The organism is Streptomyces sp. NPDC056160, from assembly GCF_042268205.1.
Taxonomy (GTDB): domain Bacteria; phylum Actinomycetota; class Actinomycetes; order Streptomycetales; family Streptomycetaceae; genus Streptomyces.
Map to the genome: position 1 here is coordinate 40,300 of NZ_JBHJUW010000026.1, position 15,106 is coordinate 55,405.

The 15,106-nt window shown below is 69.2% G+C and carries 13 protein-coding genes; 7 read left to right on the forward strand and 6 right to left on the reverse strand.

Translation table 11 applies throughout. The annotated features are described in order from the left end of the window. The first annotated feature begins 202 nt into the window (after window positions 1-202). The 6 genes from rpsL to ACFC02_RS12520 all read left to right on the forward strand — a co-directional run bounded on the left by rpsL (window position 203) and on the right by ACFC02_RS12520 (window position 7,413). Window positions 203-574, forward strand: coding sequence for a 30S ribosomal protein S12 (gene rpsL, locus ACFC02_RS12495; protein WP_003948652.1), 372 nt, complete (start codon window positions 203-205; stop codon window positions 572-574). 2 nt (window positions 575-576) lie between these two features. After that, window positions 577-1,047: a 30S ribosomal protein S7 gene (rpsG, locus tag ACFC02_RS12500; protein WP_003992340.1), complete on the forward strand. Its 471-nt coding sequence runs from the start codon at window positions 577-579 to the stop codon at window positions 1,045-1,047. A gap of 39 nt (window positions 1,048-1,086) precedes the next feature. Beyond that, window positions 1,087-3,213: an elongation factor G gene (fusA, locus tag ACFC02_RS12505; RefSeq protein ID WP_376355730.1), complete on the forward strand. Its 2,127-nt coding sequence runs from the start codon at window positions 1,087-1,089 to the stop codon at window positions 3,211-3,213. Window positions 3,214-3,378: 165 nt separating this feature from the next. Then, the gene (gene tuf, locus ACFC02_RS12510) at window positions 3,379-4,572 is read left to right on the forward strand and encodes an elongation factor Tu (RefSeq protein WP_360971977.1); all 1,194 of its coding nucleotides are present in this window, start codon (window positions 3,379-3,381) and stop codon (window positions 4,570-4,572) included. A 352-nt stretch (window positions 4,573-4,924) separates the two neighbouring features. Further along, window positions 4,925-6,745 (forward strand): alpha/beta hydrolase, encoded by a 1,821-nt coding sequence (locus tag ACFC02_RS12515; protein ID WP_376355733.1) that lies wholly within the window; start codon window positions 4,925-4,927, stop codon window positions 6,743-6,745. Between the two features lie 161 nt (window positions 6,746-6,906). After that, a complete protein-coding gene (locus ACFC02_RS12520; RefSeq protein ID WP_376355735.1) occupies window positions 6,907-7,413 on the forward strand; it encodes a hypothetical protein in 507 nt (168 codons plus the stop codon). A gap of 125 nt (window positions 7,414-7,538) precedes the next feature. On the opposite strand, the gene ACFC02_RS12525 is transcribed toward ACFC02_RS12520, so the two are convergent. From ACFC02_RS12525 to drmC, 3 genes are all read right to left on the reverse strand, one after another. Continuing rightward, on the reverse strand, window positions 7,539-8,912 hold the full coding sequence (locus ACFC02_RS12525) for an alpha-lytic protease prodomain-containing protein (RefSeq protein ID WP_376355737.1): 1,374 nt from the start codon (window positions 8,910-8,912) through the stop codon (window positions 7,539-7,541). Window positions 8,913-9,088: 176 nt separating this feature from the next. Beyond that, complete coding sequence (locus ACFC02_RS12530; RefSeq protein ID WP_376355739.1) at window positions 9,089-10,057, reverse strand: LysR substrate-binding domain-containing protein; 969 nt, start codon at window positions 10,055-10,057, stop codon at window positions 9,089-9,091. A gap of 339 nt (window positions 10,058-10,396) precedes the next feature. Further along, on the reverse strand, window positions 10,397-11,104 hold the full coding sequence (gene drmC / locus ACFC02_RS12535) for a DISARM system phospholipase D-like protein DrmC (RefSeq protein WP_376355741.1): 708 nt from the start codon (window positions 11,102-11,104) through the stop codon (window positions 10,397-10,399). Window positions 11,105-11,861: 757 nt separating this feature from the next. Here drmC and ACFC02_RS12540 point away from each other — a divergent pair. Then, complete coding sequence (locus ACFC02_RS12540) at window positions 11,862-12,413, forward strand: hypothetical protein (RefSeq protein ID WP_376355743.1); 552 nt, start codon at window positions 11,862-11,864, stop codon at window positions 12,411-12,413. A 47-nt stretch (window positions 12,414-12,460) separates the two neighbouring features. On the opposite strand, the gene ACFC02_RS12545 is transcribed toward ACFC02_RS12540, so the two are convergent. The 3 genes from ACFC02_RS12545 to ACFC02_RS12555 form a co-directional block, all read right to left on the reverse strand. After that, complete coding sequence (locus ACFC02_RS12545) at window positions 12,461-13,345, reverse strand: hypothetical protein (protein WP_376355745.1); 885 nt, start codon at window positions 13,343-13,345, stop codon at window positions 12,461-12,463. 16 nt (window positions 13,346-13,361) lie between these two features. Beyond that, window positions 13,362-14,318: a helix-turn-helix domain-containing protein gene (locus tag ACFC02_RS12550; RefSeq protein WP_376355747.1), complete on the reverse strand. Its 957-nt coding sequence runs from the start codon at window positions 14,316-14,318 to the stop codon at window positions 13,362-13,364. Between the two features lie 214 nt (window positions 14,319-14,532). Continuing rightward, the gene (locus tag ACFC02_RS12555; RefSeq protein WP_376355786.1) at window positions 14,533-15,021 is read right to left on the reverse strand and encodes an ATP-binding protein; all 489 of its coding nucleotides are present in this window, start codon (window positions 15,019-15,021) and stop codon (window positions 14,533-14,535) included. Window positions 15,022-15,106: the final 85 nt, after the last annotated feature.

The following is a 15,106-nucleotide window of genomic DNA, read 5'->3' on the forward strand; positions in this document are numbered from 1 at the left end:
AGGTACGCTCAGACCTTGTGCCTGGGGTGTGCCCTGGCTCTCGTGCGTGCCTTCAACCGCCAGGGAGCCGTCATAGGCCACCGCAATCTGCGCTTGTTTCCGCCTCGCGGCGGAGATCCGCCGGATTCGACACACCCGACCGCGTGGGTCGGCGACGTTCCAGGTTAGCTGTACCCATCGGCACACAGAAACCGGAGAAGTAGTGCCTACGATCCAGCAGCTGGTCCGTAAGGGCCGGCAGGACAAGGTCGAGAAGAACAAGACGCCGGCACTCGAGGGTTCGCCCCAGCGCCGTGGCGTCTGCACGCGTGTGTTCACGACCACCCCGAAGAAGCCGAACTCGGCCCTGCGTAAGGTCGCGCGTGTGCGTCTGACCAGCGGCATCGAGGTCACCGCTTACATTCCGGGTGAGGGACACAACCTGCAGGAGCACTCCATCGTGCTCGTGCGCGGCGGCCGTGTGAAGGACCTGCCGGGTGTTCGCTACAAGATCATCCGCGGTTCGCTCGACACCCAGGGTGTCAAGAACCGCAAGCAGGCCCGCAGCCGTTACGGCGCCAAGAAGGAGAAGTAAGAATGCCTCGTAAGGGCCCCGCCCCGAAGCGCCCGGTCATCATCGACCCGGTCTACGGTTCTCCTCTGGTCACGTCGCTGATCAACAAGGTGCTGCTCAACGGCAAGCGCTCCACCGCCGAGCGCATCGTCTACGGCGCCATGGAGGGTCTGCGTGAGAAGACGGGCAACGACCCGATCATCACGCTGAAGCGCGCGCTGGAGAACATCAAGCCGACCCTCGAGGTCAAGTCCCGCCGTGTCGGTGGTGCGACGTACCAGGTCCCGATCGAGGTCAAGCCCGGTCGCGCCAACACGCTCGCGCTGCGCTGGCTGGTCGGTTACTCCCGCGCCCGTCGCGAGAAGACCATGACCGAGCGTCTGCTCAACGAGCTCCTCGACGCCTCCAACGGCCTCGGTGCCGCTGTGAAGAAGCGCGAGGACACGCACAAGATGGCCGAGTCCAACAAGGCCTTCGCGCACTACCGCTGGTAGTCGCTACCCACATCGAGACCGAGAGAAGACTGAAGCCTTATGGCTACCACTTCACTTGACCTGGCCAAGGTCCGCAACATCGGGATCATGGCCCACATCGACGCGGGCAAGACGACCACCACCGAGCGGATCCTGTTCTACACCGGCGTTTCGTACAAGATCGGTGAGGTCCACGACGGCGCTGCCACCATGGACTGGATGGAGCAGGAGCAGGAGCGTGGCATCACGATCACGTCTGCTGCGACCACCTGCCACTGGCCGCTCGAGGACAACGACTACACCATCAACATCATCGACACCCCGGGTCACGTCGACTTCACCGTCGAGGTGGAGCGCTCCCTGCGTGTGCTCGACGGTGCCGTGACGGTGTTCGACGGTGTCGCCGGTGTCGAGCCGCAGTCCGAGACGGTGTGGCGTCAGGCCGACCGTTACGGCGTGCCGCGCATCTGCTTCGTGAACAAGCTGGACCGCACCGGTGCCGAGTTCCACCGCTGCGTCGACATGATCAGCGACCGCCTGGGTGCGCAGCCGCTGGTCATGCAGCTGCCGATCGGTGCCGAGGCCGACTTCAAGGGCGTCGTGGACCTGGTCCGCATGAAGGCGCTCGTGTGGTCCGCCGAGGCGGCCAAGGGCGAGATGTACGACGTCGTCGACATCCCGGACACGCACACCGAGGCCGCCGCCGAGTGGCGCGGCAAGCTGGTCGAGGCCGTCGCCGAGAACGACGAAGAGCTGATGGAGCTGTACCTGGAGGGCCAGGAGCCCACCGAGGAGCAGCTGTACGCCGCGATCCGTCGCATCACCATCGCGTCCGGCAAGTCCAGCGAGACCACGGTCACCCCGGTCTTCTGCGGCACCGCGTTCAAGAACAAGGGCGTCCAGCCCCTGCTCGACGCGGTCGTGCGCTACCTGCCGACCCCGCTCGACGTCGAGGCCATCGAGGGCCACGACGTCAAGGACCCCGAGGTCGTCGTCAAGCGCAAGCCGTCGGAGGACGAGCCGCTGGCCGCGCTGGCGTTCAAGATCATGAGCGACCCGCACCTCGGCAAGCTCACCTTCGTCCGCGTGTACTCCGGCCGTCTGGAGTCCGGCACCGCCGTGCTGAACTCCGTCAAGGGCCGCAAGGAGCGCATCGGCAAGATCTACCGCATGCACGCCAACAAGCGTGAGGAGATCGAGTCGGTGGGCGCCGGCGACATCGTCGCCGTCATGGGCCTGAAGCAGACCACCACCGGTGAGACGCTCGCGGACGAGAAGAACCCGGTCATCCTGGAGTCCATGGACTTCCCGGCGCCGGTCATCGAGGTCGCGATCGAGCCCAAGTCCAAGGGTGACCAGGAGAAGCTGGGTGTCGCCATCCAGCGTCTCGCGGAGGAGGACCCCTCCTTCCAGGTGCACACCAACGAGGAGACCGGCCAGACCGTCATCGGCGGTATGGGCGAGCTTCACCTCGAGGTCCTCGTCGACCGCATGAAGCGCGAGTTCAAGGTCGAGGCCAACGTCGGCAAGCCGCAGGTCGCCTACCGCGAGACGATCCGCAAGGCCGTCGAGCGCGTGGACTACACCCACAAGAAGCAGACCGGTGGTACCGGTCAGTTCGCCAAGGTGCAGATCGCGATCGAGCCCATCGAGGGCGGCGACACCTCGTACGAGTTCGTCAACAAGGTCACCGGTGGCCGCATCCCGAAGGAGTACATCCCCTCGGTCGACGCCGGTGCGCAGGAAGCCATGCAGTTCGGCATCCTCGCGGGCTACGAGATGACGGGCGTGCGCGTCATCCTCATCGACGGTGGCTACCACGAGGTCGACTCCTCCGAGCTGGCGTTCAAGATCGCCGGTTCGCAGGCCTTCAAGGAGGCCGCGCGCAAGGCCAGCCCCGTGCTGCTCGAGCCGATGATGGCCGTCGAGGTCACCACGCCCGAGGACTACATGGGTGAGGTCATCGGCGACATCAACTCCCGCCGTGGCCAGATCCAGGCCATGGAGGAGCGGGCCGGTGCCCGTGTCGTGAAGGGCCTCGTGCCCCTCTCGGAGATGTTCGGCTACGTCGGAGACCTCCGCAGCAAGACGTCGGGTCGCGCGAGCTACTCGATGCAGTTCGACTCCTACGCCGAGGTTCCCCGGAACGTCGCCGAGGAGATCATCGCGAAGGCCAAGGGCGAGTAACTCTCCAGAGTTCCAGCCCGTAGGCTTGACTCCGGAGCCTCGTGGGGCATTCCGCCTCTTCCGCAGCGAAGCGGGAGGAATGCCCCCGGGATCCGGGCCATCCAGCAAAGATCACCTGGCGCCGATGAAGTAAGGCGTACAGAACCACTCCACAGGAGGAACCCAGTGGCGAAGGCGAAGTTCGAGCGGACTAAGCCGCACGTCAACATCGGCACCATCGGTCACATCGACCACGGTAAGACGACCCTCACGGCCGCCATTACCAAGGTGCTGCACGACAAGTACCCGGACCTGAACGAGGCCTCGGCCTTCGACCAGATCGACAAGGCTCCTGAGGAGCGTCAGCGCGGTATCACCATCTCCATCGCGCACGTCGAGTACCAGACGGAGGCGCGTCACTACGCCCACGTCGACTGCCCGGGTCACGCGGACTACATCAAGAACATGATCACCGGTGCCGCGCAGATGGACGGCGCGATCCTCGTGGTCGCCGCCACCGACGGCCCGATGCCGCAGACCAAGGAGCACGTGCTCCTGGCCCGCCAGGTCGGCGTTCCGTACATCGTCGTCGCCCTGAACAAGGCCGACATGGTGGACGACGAGGAGATCCTGGAGCTCGTCGAGCTCGAGGTGCGTGAGCTCCTCTCCGAGTACGAGTTCCCGGGCGACGAGGTTCCGGTCGTCAAGGTCTCGGCGCTCAAGGCGCTCGAGGGCGACGCCAAGTGGGGCGAGTCGGTCCTGGAGCTCATGGCCGCCGTCGACAGCGCGATCCCGGAGCCGGAGCGCGACGTCGACAAGCCGTTCCTCATGCCGATCGAGGACGTCTTCACGATCACCGGTCGCGGTACGGTCGTCACCGGCCGTATCGAGCGTGGTGTCCTGAAGGTCAACGAGACCGTCGACATCATCGGCATCAAGACCGAGAAGACCACCACCACGGTCACCGGCATCGAGATGTTCCGCAAGCTGCTCGACGAGGGCCAGGCCGGTGAGAACGTCGGTCTGCTCCTCCGTGGCATCAAGCGCGAGGACGTCGAGCGCGGCCAGGTCATCATCAAGCCGGGTTCGGTCACCCCGCACACCGAGTTCGAGGCGCAGGCGTACATCCTGTCCAAGGACGAGGGCGGCCGCCACACGCCGTTCTTCAACAACTACCGCCCGCAGTTCTACTTCCGTACGACGGACGTGACCGGCGTGGTGACCCTCCCCGAGGGCACCGAGATGGTCATGCCGGGTGACAACACCGAGATGACGGTGGAGCTCATCCAGCCCGTCGCCATGGAAGAGGGCCTGAAGTTCGCCATCCGTGAGGGTGGCCGCACCGTGGGCGCCGGCCAGGTCACCAAGATCAACAAGTGACCCAGGTCCGTGGCACCAGCGCACTGACGTGAGCTGAGCACCAGAAGGGCCCGTACGACTTCGGTCGTACGGGCCCTTTTGCTTGTCCGTTCCTCCGGGGCGGCGGGGCTCCATCCGATCGGGGGTGGTGGACGCCCTACCGGGTCCCGCTACGGTGTACTCGATCACCACCGCAAGTGGGCACGACGCTCCGACGGTGGCGACGAGAAGAGTCACGGGGAGGGGGCCACGCATGGCGTGGAGTGAATGGGAGCAGGTCAAGGCCGAGGCGGTCACGGCCGACATCGCCGGGTTGAAGGCGGCCTACGCGGACACGCCCGCCGTCGGCGGCCGGGGGAAGTGACCCGCGGTCATGGATCTCGCCACGCTCAAGGCACTCAAGCCGGCCGAGTACGCCGACGCAGCCGACGGATACCGCAACACGAGTGACATGGCTTCGTCAGCCAGGGAGCGTATCGACGACCAGATCACCCGGGGCATGCGGCAGTCACTGAAGGGCGAAGCCGCAACCGCGGCGGAGGGGCAGCTCCAGGCGCTGTCCCAGAACTTCCACTACATCCAGGTCGAGTGTGGGCTCGTCGCCACGGCGCTCGACGCCTTCGCATACGAGATGGACACGGCCAGGAAAAAGCTGGTGTCGGCGCTGGAGGACGCGCGGGCGGCCGATTTCACGGTGGGCTCCGACGGCTCGGTGACCTATCCGGCGGGCGGCGACAAGACCGACGGTGCGCCGCCCGAGGGCGGCTCGGCCGTCGGCACGACGGACGCCACGGTGGCTGCCATCAACCGCCAGGCGGGCACCTTCGACCCGAACCCCGACTACCGGCGCGCCCAGGACATCGCCGACCGCATCGCCACCGCCCTCCGGGAGGCCACCGAGGCCGACGAGAAGTGGGCGCCGAAGCTGCGCGCGCTGGAGGCCGACGACGACCTCACCGTGTCCGCGCACGACTGGGCGGACGCCGGGAGGGACACCGAGGGCGTACTCAAGGGCGCCGGCGACTACCTGAAATCCCTCCCACACCCGCCCAGCCACGGCACCCCCAAAGAGAACGCGGCCTGGTGGCATGCCCTCACCGACGACCAACGCGCCGACTACCTGGCCGTCCACCCCGACTCGATCGGTTCGATGGACGGGCTGCCGGCGAAGGTGCGGGACGGGGCGAATCGGACGGTGCTCGACGAGACGCAAGCCGATTACCAGCTTCGGATCGATGCCATGCCGAAGCCACCTGTCAACGAGTGGACGTGGATCAGCGCGGGCGGGTATGCGTCGAAGGTGCACACCGACGAATGGACGGAGTGGGACAAGAAGTACGGCGACGAGTACCGGCACCTGGACTCGTCGCTCGAAGGCATGTATGCCATCCGAACCCGGTTCGACCAGACCGGTGAAGGCGGACTGCCCGAGGCGTACCTGCTCGGCTTCAGCCCCGAGGGCAACGGCCGGGCCGTCGTGGCCACCGGTAACCCGGACACTGCTCAGCATCAGGCGGTGTACGTACCGGGTACGACCTCGAACCTCGGGAAGGTCGGCGGTGACATCGACCGGATGACCCAGTTGTGGCGGCAGACGCAGAAGGCCACGCCGGACGCGTCCGTGTCGACCATCAGCTGGCTCGGTTACGACGCCCCGCAGGACGTCGTCAAGGATGCCCCGTTCGAACATTACGCTTACGACGGAGCGCCCGCTTACCGGCAGTTCATGGACAGCCTCGACGTGTCACACACGGGCCCTGGAGATCCGCATCGCACGGCCATCGGTCACTCCTACGGCACCACCCTCGTCGGGGCGGCGGCCCAGACCGGCGACCTCAGCGCAGACGACGTGATCTTTGCGGGAAGCCCTGGAGTCAAGGTCGGTTCGGCCGACGAGATGGATGTACCCACGGGCCACGTGTGGAACGAGGAAGCGGACGGAGACGTCGTCCCCGACATCGGCCGCTGGGGTCACGGGGGCAGCCAGTGGAAGTTCGGCGGTGGCACGTTCATCATCCCCAGCGACGACGTCTTCGGCGCGCACCAGATGAACACGCATACCGAGGGCAGCGGCCCGACAAGAACCGAAGGATCGGAGGGCCACAGCGAGTACTGGAACGCAGACACGACGGCCCTGAAGAACCAGGCGCTGGTCGTGGTCGGCGAGTACGGCGACGTCACAGCCCCCCGTTGACACCCCGATCGCAGAGACGCACATCGAATCGGCACCGACCTGCTGAACGACACCCTAGGACCTGCATGCTCCGCGCTCCGTATTCCAGTCCCCGTCGGCGTCGCCAGGGCGGCGTCTCTCTCGCTTTCGTACTGGCCTGCTTTTTCCTCAGTGGATGTGACATGACGGATGACAACGCCGCAGCAGCCCCCAGCTCCGCCGCCGGTGGGTCGGAGGGAACCGGCTCCGGCGTTCCGGACGCGGGCACCGCCACGACCGATGAGGCAGTTGCTTCGGTGAAGGCCGTCTCCAGCCAGATCTATGACTTCGTCGGCGTTCCCGGAAGTGCATCCCAGCCGGGTCCGGGGGTCAAGGCCTGTCCGGGCAAGGAGCCCCGTAGGTACTTCCAGGTCTACCACCCGTGGAACTTCAAGCCGAAGTCCGGCGCCGACAACGACGTAGCCATGAGGAACCTGGAGAAGAAGCTGAGTACGGGCGGGTGGGTGCTCAAGCGGTCGTACCGGGACACCAGCGCGAACAAGAACCTCAACCTCGTCGCTGACAACGACTCCCGGAAGGTGAGCGTCTGGATCGTGGCGTACAGCAAACGTGTCACCCCGAGCATCGGTATCGAAGTGACCTCGGGCTGCTACCAGGTGCCTGAGGGCGAGACGGTCGAGCACTCCTGATCGTGCCGGGCCCCGTACGAGGGAGCGGGCCCGGGGCGCCCTGGGTGGGGGCCTCGGGCCCGCTTCCGCCCCCCGGGCGGACAGTGGCCGTGGTTGTCAGTGGGGCAGGGGAGCCGGGGGCGGGCTCAGGCCCGTGCCCACAGGGCCGGGACGTTCGGGGGCTCCCAGCCGGGCTGGGCCTGGTGGCCCTGGAGGCAGCGGTAGGTGGCGCCGCCGTAGGTGACCGTGTCGCCGGGCTGGTAGACGGTGCCGGCCGCCCACGTGCCGCCCGGGTTGCCGGGGCCGGGGCCCGGGTCGTCGCCGGTGGTCTTCAGGGTGAGGCCGTAGTTCGACAGGATCGGGTTGATCGGTTGGAAGTAGGTCGTCCCGCCACTCGTGCAGTCGCCCGACCCACCCGAGGTGACCCCCTGCGCCTGGCTGCCGGAGATGAAGGAGCCGCCGGAGTCACCCGGTTCGGCGCACACCGACGTGCGGGTGACACCGGAGACGGTGCCCTCCTGGTACGTCACGCTCGTGTTCAGCTGCTGGACGGTGCCGCAGTGCCACCCGGTCGTCGAGCCCGAGCGGCACACCGAGGAGCCGACCGTCGCCACGGTGGACCCGGTGACCTGGAGGTTCTGGCCGTTCTGGTTGACGTAGGGGGTCGCGGTCCAACTGGAGTTAGTGGCCACCCACGACATGTCGTTGCCGGGGAAGATCGAGGCCTGGAAGGTGCCCTGCGCCACCTGGTTGGCGCCGGTGGTGGTGGAGCCGGCCTGTCCGCAGTGGCCGGCCGAGGCGAAGCCCTGCTGGGTGCCACGGGTGACCGGGAAGCCGATCGAACACCGGGTGTTGCCGTTGATGTAGTACGCGTCGCCGCCCCGCAGGTCGTACAGCGGACGGGGCCGTTCGGCCGACTTCACCACCTTGGCGAGCGATCGGTCCACGCCGGCGGCCGACAGCAGCCCGCGCGCCGCGTCGGGCCGTACGGCCTGGACGACCAGCGTGTTCGTGCGTACGTCGACGTACCACACGGGTGTGTCGGTGGTGTCCCGGTGCGCGGCGGCCCGGTCCAGGCGGGTCTTGGCCGCTTCCAGCGCGGCGAGGGAGTGGCGGACGACGACGGGCTCGGCGCCCCGCGCCCTGATCGCCGCGGTGTCGGCGGCGTCGGTCGTGGCCACGCTCAGCCTGCCGGAGTCCGCGCCGTGCACCCAGGCGCCCGCGAAGTCGGCGCCGAGCGAGGCCCGCAGCCGGCCCGCGGTGGCACCGGCCTCGGCCTCGTTCGCCAGCCGGTGCTCCGCCTGCTGCCGGTCGATGCCCAGGTCGCGCTGCATGGCGTGCAGGACGGCGGCGGAGGCGTCGGCGGTGTGCAGGGCCCGCGCGGCCGACGGCGCCGAGGCCCTCGCCTGCGCGGTGGGGGCGGCCGCCTCGGCGCCGGCCTGTCCGCTGAGCCCGGTCAGGACCAGCGCGCCCGTGGCCACCGCCGCCGCGCAGGCGGCTCTCGTCTGTCTGTGGAGCATGGGGGATCTCCTCGGTCTCGGTGGGGGGTGCCGAAACCGTAGGGAGGGGCGGCCGGACGGCGTAAGACGTCGGTTGACCCCCTTGCCCGGTGTTATGGAACGGGCCCGTCCGGGCTTTGGGCGCGCCCGGGAGCCCTTCTCGGTGCTTGTGCGGTGCCGTGCGTACGGCGTGCCGGTCACGGCAGCGTCCCGCTCGGTCTGCCGCCGCCGGCGAGCCAGTCGGCGTAGCTGTCGCTGCGGGCGGCCACGGCGGCGTGCGCGCGGCGGGCCTGGGCCAGGACGGTGCCCGCGGTGTCGGCGCGCTGGGTCGCCGGGTGCCAGCCCAGCAGGTGCCGCCACTGCAGCGGTGTGCCGGCCAGCGGCCTGGTGGTGATGCCGGGGGTGGTCGGGAAGGTGGCCCGGCACAGGCCCACCGCCCGGCCCACCTGGACCAGGTGCACACAGGAGGCGATGTCCGTCTCGTACATCCGCCCGGGTGCGAACCCCGCGCGGGCGCAGGCCGCCGTGAAGCAGTCGGCGAAGCACCCGTCGCCGGGCACGCAGGCCCACTCCTCGTCCGCCAGTTTGGCCAGTTCGACCTCCATGGTGCGGGCGAGGGGGTGGTCGTCGGCGAGCATGACGAAGACCGGGTCGACGGCGAACTCCTCCCACGTCAGGTGTTCGGTGCCGGGTGGCGCGGCGTTGCCGCAGGCGCCGGTGACGGCGTAGTCGAGGCGGCCGTCGGCGAGCAGGGCGGCGAGTTCGCGCTCCGACCAGGAGGCCTGCGTCGACACGTGGACGTCGGGCACGGTCGCGGCCAGCAGGTCCACCAGGGCGCCCAGCAACGGTCCGTGGGTGCCGCCCAGCCGCAGCCGCTCGGCCTCCCGGCCGCTTTGGGCACGGGCGAACCGGACGGCCTCCTGCTGGAGTTCGGTCACGGCGGGCAGCACGATCCGTGCGCGCTCCAGTACCAGCTCGCCCAGCGCGGTGGCCCGTACGCCGTGCCGCCCGCGTTCGAACAGCTCCCCACCGAGGGCCCGTTCGATGCGCCTGAGCTGGGCGCTCAGCGCGGGCTGAGCGAGTCCCAGGACCGTTGCCGCCCTGGTGAGACTTCCCGCTTCGGCTATCGCCCGGACCGTCTTGAGATGCCGCAACTCCAGCTCCATGGAGGGAGCTTGCTGCGCGGGCGGCACAGGGGCAAGGGGTTGGTCCGGACCACTGGAAGCACCGGCGGCGCACATGGGTGAGCCGCTGCTCCGGCCCGCGTGGGAGGGGATGCGTGCCATCTCTGCGCGCGTCAGCGGCAGGTCCCTACGAGGCTCGGGCGCCTCGCCGCGGTGCCGGAAACGGGCGTGGGGCGGGACGGACCGGGCGTGCGGGAGGGCGGCAGGCTGTGGAATGGGACGGTGATGCATGCCGCTGGCTCAGATGGCGCGTGAAGCCGCCAGGCGCGAGCCTGTCCCGTGTGCGAGTGCTGAGCAGGGGCACCGGCGGCGAAGACGCACTCACGCTTGCCGCATCAAACCCGTCCCAGGGGCAATGAGCCAGCGGAAGTGGTCGACCAATGGTCCTGTCACGGCTGGATCCCGGATGACAAGGCCCAGTTCGATATTGTCCGTCAGGGCTCGGTCGGTCAGGTTGGCGCTCCCCACGAAGGCGGTGTGCCGGTCGGCGGCGACCAGCTTGGCGTGGAGCACACCACCCGCAGTTGCTCGGTGCCACACGTGTACATCGGTCGGCAGAGCGGCAAACGCTGCCGCAGCGTGGGTGGTCTCCTCCAGCAGCAGGTCCACCCGCACCCCACGGATGACCGCCTCGCGTATCTCACCGACGATGTCGGCCGCGCCGTGGGCCGCAAAGCTGGAGATCAGGAGTGAGGACGCCGCCGAACGGATGACTTCCAGCACCACTCCCGCAGTCAGCCGGGCCGGAGCCAGCGGGCCGAGGGGGCCGCTGACCACCGGCAGCGCGCGAGCGGGCCGTGGCAGCGCACGAACCGCGGCGAAGGCCAGAGCAAGCCCCCGGCCGGGCAGGTCCGGGCATTCAGTGCGCCAGAGTTGAATGATCTCTCTCAGCCGGTCGGGCAAACCTGATGCGGTCTGTGTCCCGGCGAAGCGGCTGAGCAGCGGGTCTTGCGGACCTGATGCTCGTGCCAGCACTTGTTCCCACTCTGCGATGTCTTCCTCCGGCAACCGGTCGCACAACAGCGCCAAGGCGTGGGGGAGGCCATGGAAGAGGGCGGTAGAGGGGTCAGGAGCCGCCCCGATGCCTCGGGCTGCCGGAACGCCCCGTTGCGCCGGGGTCCCCGCTTGGCGAGTGGGGGCCCCATCGGCCTTCGTGTGACCACCGGAGTCCTGGCCGTCACTTCCCCTGTTCACTGCCGGAACGCGCAGCGGTCGTCCGCCAGTGTTTCCACCAGCAGAGCTCTGTCCAGGTAGTGGTTGCCGCGTTCACAGGAGGTCTCCGCGGCGAACAGCACGCATGGCAGGCGGCGCCGTGCAACCGGGCGTGGATACGTGCGTCGTGCTCAGCGCACATGGGGTCGGAGCTGCACAGCCTTGCTTCTTCCAGTGCCTGGGCGATGGCGGGGCCCAGCCGGTCGCTCCGGCCGAGAGAGACCAGTCCACCCAGCGTTCCCTCACTGTCCGGGGCAGCCGTGTACAGGAGGATGCCACTCATGGGGTCGGGGCCGGAACGTGCGTCTCGGCGCTCACCGGCCTGAAGGAGCTGCATACGGCGGCGGCGTCCTCCGCGCTGACTCCGCAGCCGGTGCAGCCCGGTCAGAAGCCACAGGCGGTGAAGGACCACGTGGCGGCGGTACGGCTGGACCAGACTCGGGTGGGCAGTTACGTCATCGCGGCGCACACGCCTCTGCCGCCCCCGCCCCGGCCGTCCTAGCCCTCGCTGTTCGACGACGACGCCTTCGCGGACGCGCCGGGCGCACGGCGGCAGGAGCCGTTCGCCCGCAGGGTGTCACGCACCTTGTTCGCGGGTGCGACCTGCGCCTACGCCGCCGCCGAGCAGACCCTCCGGCATGACTCGCTGGCCGACTTCGCCCCCTATGCGGAGGCGGGCCTGTCCGCCAACCTCTGCGAGGCCCTGGTGAAGATCGCGGGTGAGGAACGGCGCGGGTTTTCCCTGGCGTTCGCATGGTCCCCCGAAGTCCGGATGGAACAGGCCTCGCCGCCGGTGGAGCTCACTCCCCGGCACGTGGAGGTGCTGGAGGCGGGGGCGAAGGACCTGCGGGAGCGGCTGGGCCGCGAACCGGAGGCGGTCCTGCACGGTGTCGTCACCCGGCTGCGAGGGCAGGGCGACCGGGAGGCCACGATCTACGGTTCCCTGCTCCACGAGGACGTCTCCCGCGTGCGGAGCGTCCGGGTGGATCTGCGTCCGGAGGACGTGGACAAGGCCACGCACGCGTGGCGGCGCGGGCTGGAGGTGGCGGTGACGGGTGATCTGGAGCCGCACGGGACGGGTCTGAGGATGCGGCGGGTACTCGGGTTCGTCACCCGGCCGGAGTGACGGACCGCTGCCCGCCCGCCCGGCGCACCGGGCGGGCGGGCAGGCCGCTACTCGGCGCCGAACACCTCGTCGACGGTGGCCGCGGTCACGGCGCGCAGCAGCCAGGTCCGCAGGATGTCAGGGTCGTCGCAGCCCGTCACACGGCTGTGCGCTTCTTCGGAGACGTCGATGCCGCGCTGCTCGAGGACGAGCAGGATGTCTTCGGCCCGGCCTTGTGCCCGGCCCTGCTCGCGCCCTTCGTCGCGGATTTCTTCGGAGATGTAGGACTTGTAGAAGGAGAGGTCCACGGCCACCAGATTCCTCCAGAGGTGCTTGGCCGGGCGATTTCCCAGCCCTTGCGCGGTGAATTCGATGATGGGGTCTGCGACGTCTTCGGGCACGTCCCGGAGCGCTGTGGACAAGGCTTCCAGTATGGCACCGATGTAGGGTCCCGCCGCGTGTGTGATGGCGGCCAGGGCGGTAAGCGCCAGGTCGGCGCGAGCCTCGTCCGGGTCGGTGATCACGGGCATGTTGTGTGGTCCGGCGACGATGGGCCGGACGGTCAGTGACGGCCACGAGCAGAATCCGATCGGCTCGGGCCGGGTCGCCCATTCGGCGGTTGCGCGGTCCTGGCAGACCACAAGCAGCAGGGGCGGCAGACGGTATTTGTTGCGCAGGTAGGCGAGGTAGTAACCCCAGCTGGCCGGTTTCTCCGGGTCCTTCTTCTTCTGCGCCTCGATCGCGAGGACGAAGGGCCCGTGGTCCTCCGTCTCGATTCTCAGCAGGGTGTCGATGCGGCGGTCGACGGGCTTGGTCTCGGTGACGTCGTTGGGTAGCACGCCGACCGCCGTGGCCTGGGGAAAAGGGATACGCAGTGCTTCGGAGACGCGGGAGAAGAGGCCCGGATAGTCCTGGAAGATGCGGTGCATCGCCTCGTGGGACGAGGTGACCATGTGGTTCCTGTTCGGTTCAGGGTGTGGACGCGGCTGTTCGGCAGTCGCGGCAGCGGTTTTCGGATTCGGGTGCGCGGAAGCCGCGGTCGCAGCCGTCGCAGTTGCGCAGGCGGTGCCGGGCGAGTGGTGGGGTGGCCGGGGCGCGCACCGGGGGCGGGGATGGGAGCTGGGCGGTGAGGCGGTGGGCCAGCAGGGCCGCCGGGCGGCGCAGGCTCCCGGACGGCAGGTCGCTGGTCAGGGTCCGGCGTACGGTGCCGGGCGGCACCTCGTACTGCAACCAGGCCGCCACGCCGGGGGCGAGGTGCGCGGTGTCGCAGGCCGAGAGGAACAGGCGGGGGTCCTCGCGGTGCAGGGTGGCGAGGAGCTCGGTGGCCTGCTGGAGCAGCACGGGGTGGGAGTAGGCCGGCTGCGGGACCGGCGGGAGCGGATGCCGTTTCTTGCGGGACTCGCGGGGCTCGGGGTGCTCCGCCGGGGCTTCCTCGGGGCAGGGCGCCGTCCGGTCGTCGGGGGCGGCGGCCGGGGTGGGCGCGGGTACCGGTGCGTGGGTGCGGAGTGTGGCCGCTGCCCGTGGCTGGTTGCAGCTGATGGTGCGGGTGACGATGCGGCCGGTGGGGGTGTGTTCGCGGACGCGGCGCAGGTAGCCGTGGGCCTCCAGTTCGCGCAGGCCGGCGGCGATGCGGGTGCGGCCCTCGGGGAAGCGGTCGGCGAGGGTCTTGATGTCCACGGGGGCGTGGGCCGGCAGCGACTGGATGTGCACCGCCAGCGCGATGGCGACCAGGGACAGCTCGGGGTGCTGGGCGAGGTCGTTGCCGATCACCGTGAAGCGGGTGGTGTGGCGGGTGTTGTCGTGGGTGACGCCGTAGGTGTGCCTGCCGGGGCGGGTGCGTGTACGCGGATTCGCCCGGGAGGGGGGTTCGTCGGCGGCAACGGCTGACTGGGCGTGCGGGGGCACGCTAGGGTTCTCGGTACCCATCGGGAAGGGCTCACTTCCTCGGTGGCCAGGCCCTCGATCGGGATTGCGAGTCCCGGCCGGGGGCCGATGCATGTGTGCGGTTGTTGGGGCTGAGAGTAGGGCAGTCGAGGGACCCGAAATCCAGCCGAGCCGGTGATGTTCACCCGCCCGAGTGAGTGCGGACCACGGGCGGGAGGGGTGGGGCTTGGTGGGGTTCTTTCTCCCCGCAGTTCTCTCAGTGGTTACGGCCTTCGGTGCCGGAACCCGTGGGTGCGGGCTCCGGCGGTGAGCAGCGCAGTTCGGCCCACACCGTCTTGCGCGGGAACCGGTCCTCGGCGACGCCCCAGCGGTCCGCGAGCGCGTCCACGAGGAGCAGGCCGCGCCCCGACTCGGCGTCAGCGGCGGGTTGTCGCAGGGCGGGGAGGTGGTCACCGCGTGTGTCGGTGACCTCGATACGGAGCGTGCCGCCGATCACGTAGAGCGTCAGCCGGAAGTCACGTCCGGGGACGCGGCCGTGCGTCGCGGCGTTGGCCGCCAGCTCGGCCACGATGTGGCTCGCGGTCTCCGTGGGCAGTCCCCAGCGGCTTAGCTGAGCCTCCGTGAGCAGCCGGGCCAGGCGGGCTCCGCGCCGGGTGGAGGACAGCAGCACGGTGAAGTCGGGGAACTGGTCGGCCGGTTCGGCCGGGGTCTCGGTTGCGGCGATTTCCTGTTTCACATCACTCAGCGTGGCCGGATGCGCTTACCGTGAGGGGTGATCGAGCGGCTGCGTACCGTGACTGTCGGCTCTTTGTCCGGTGCTGTCCGGGCTG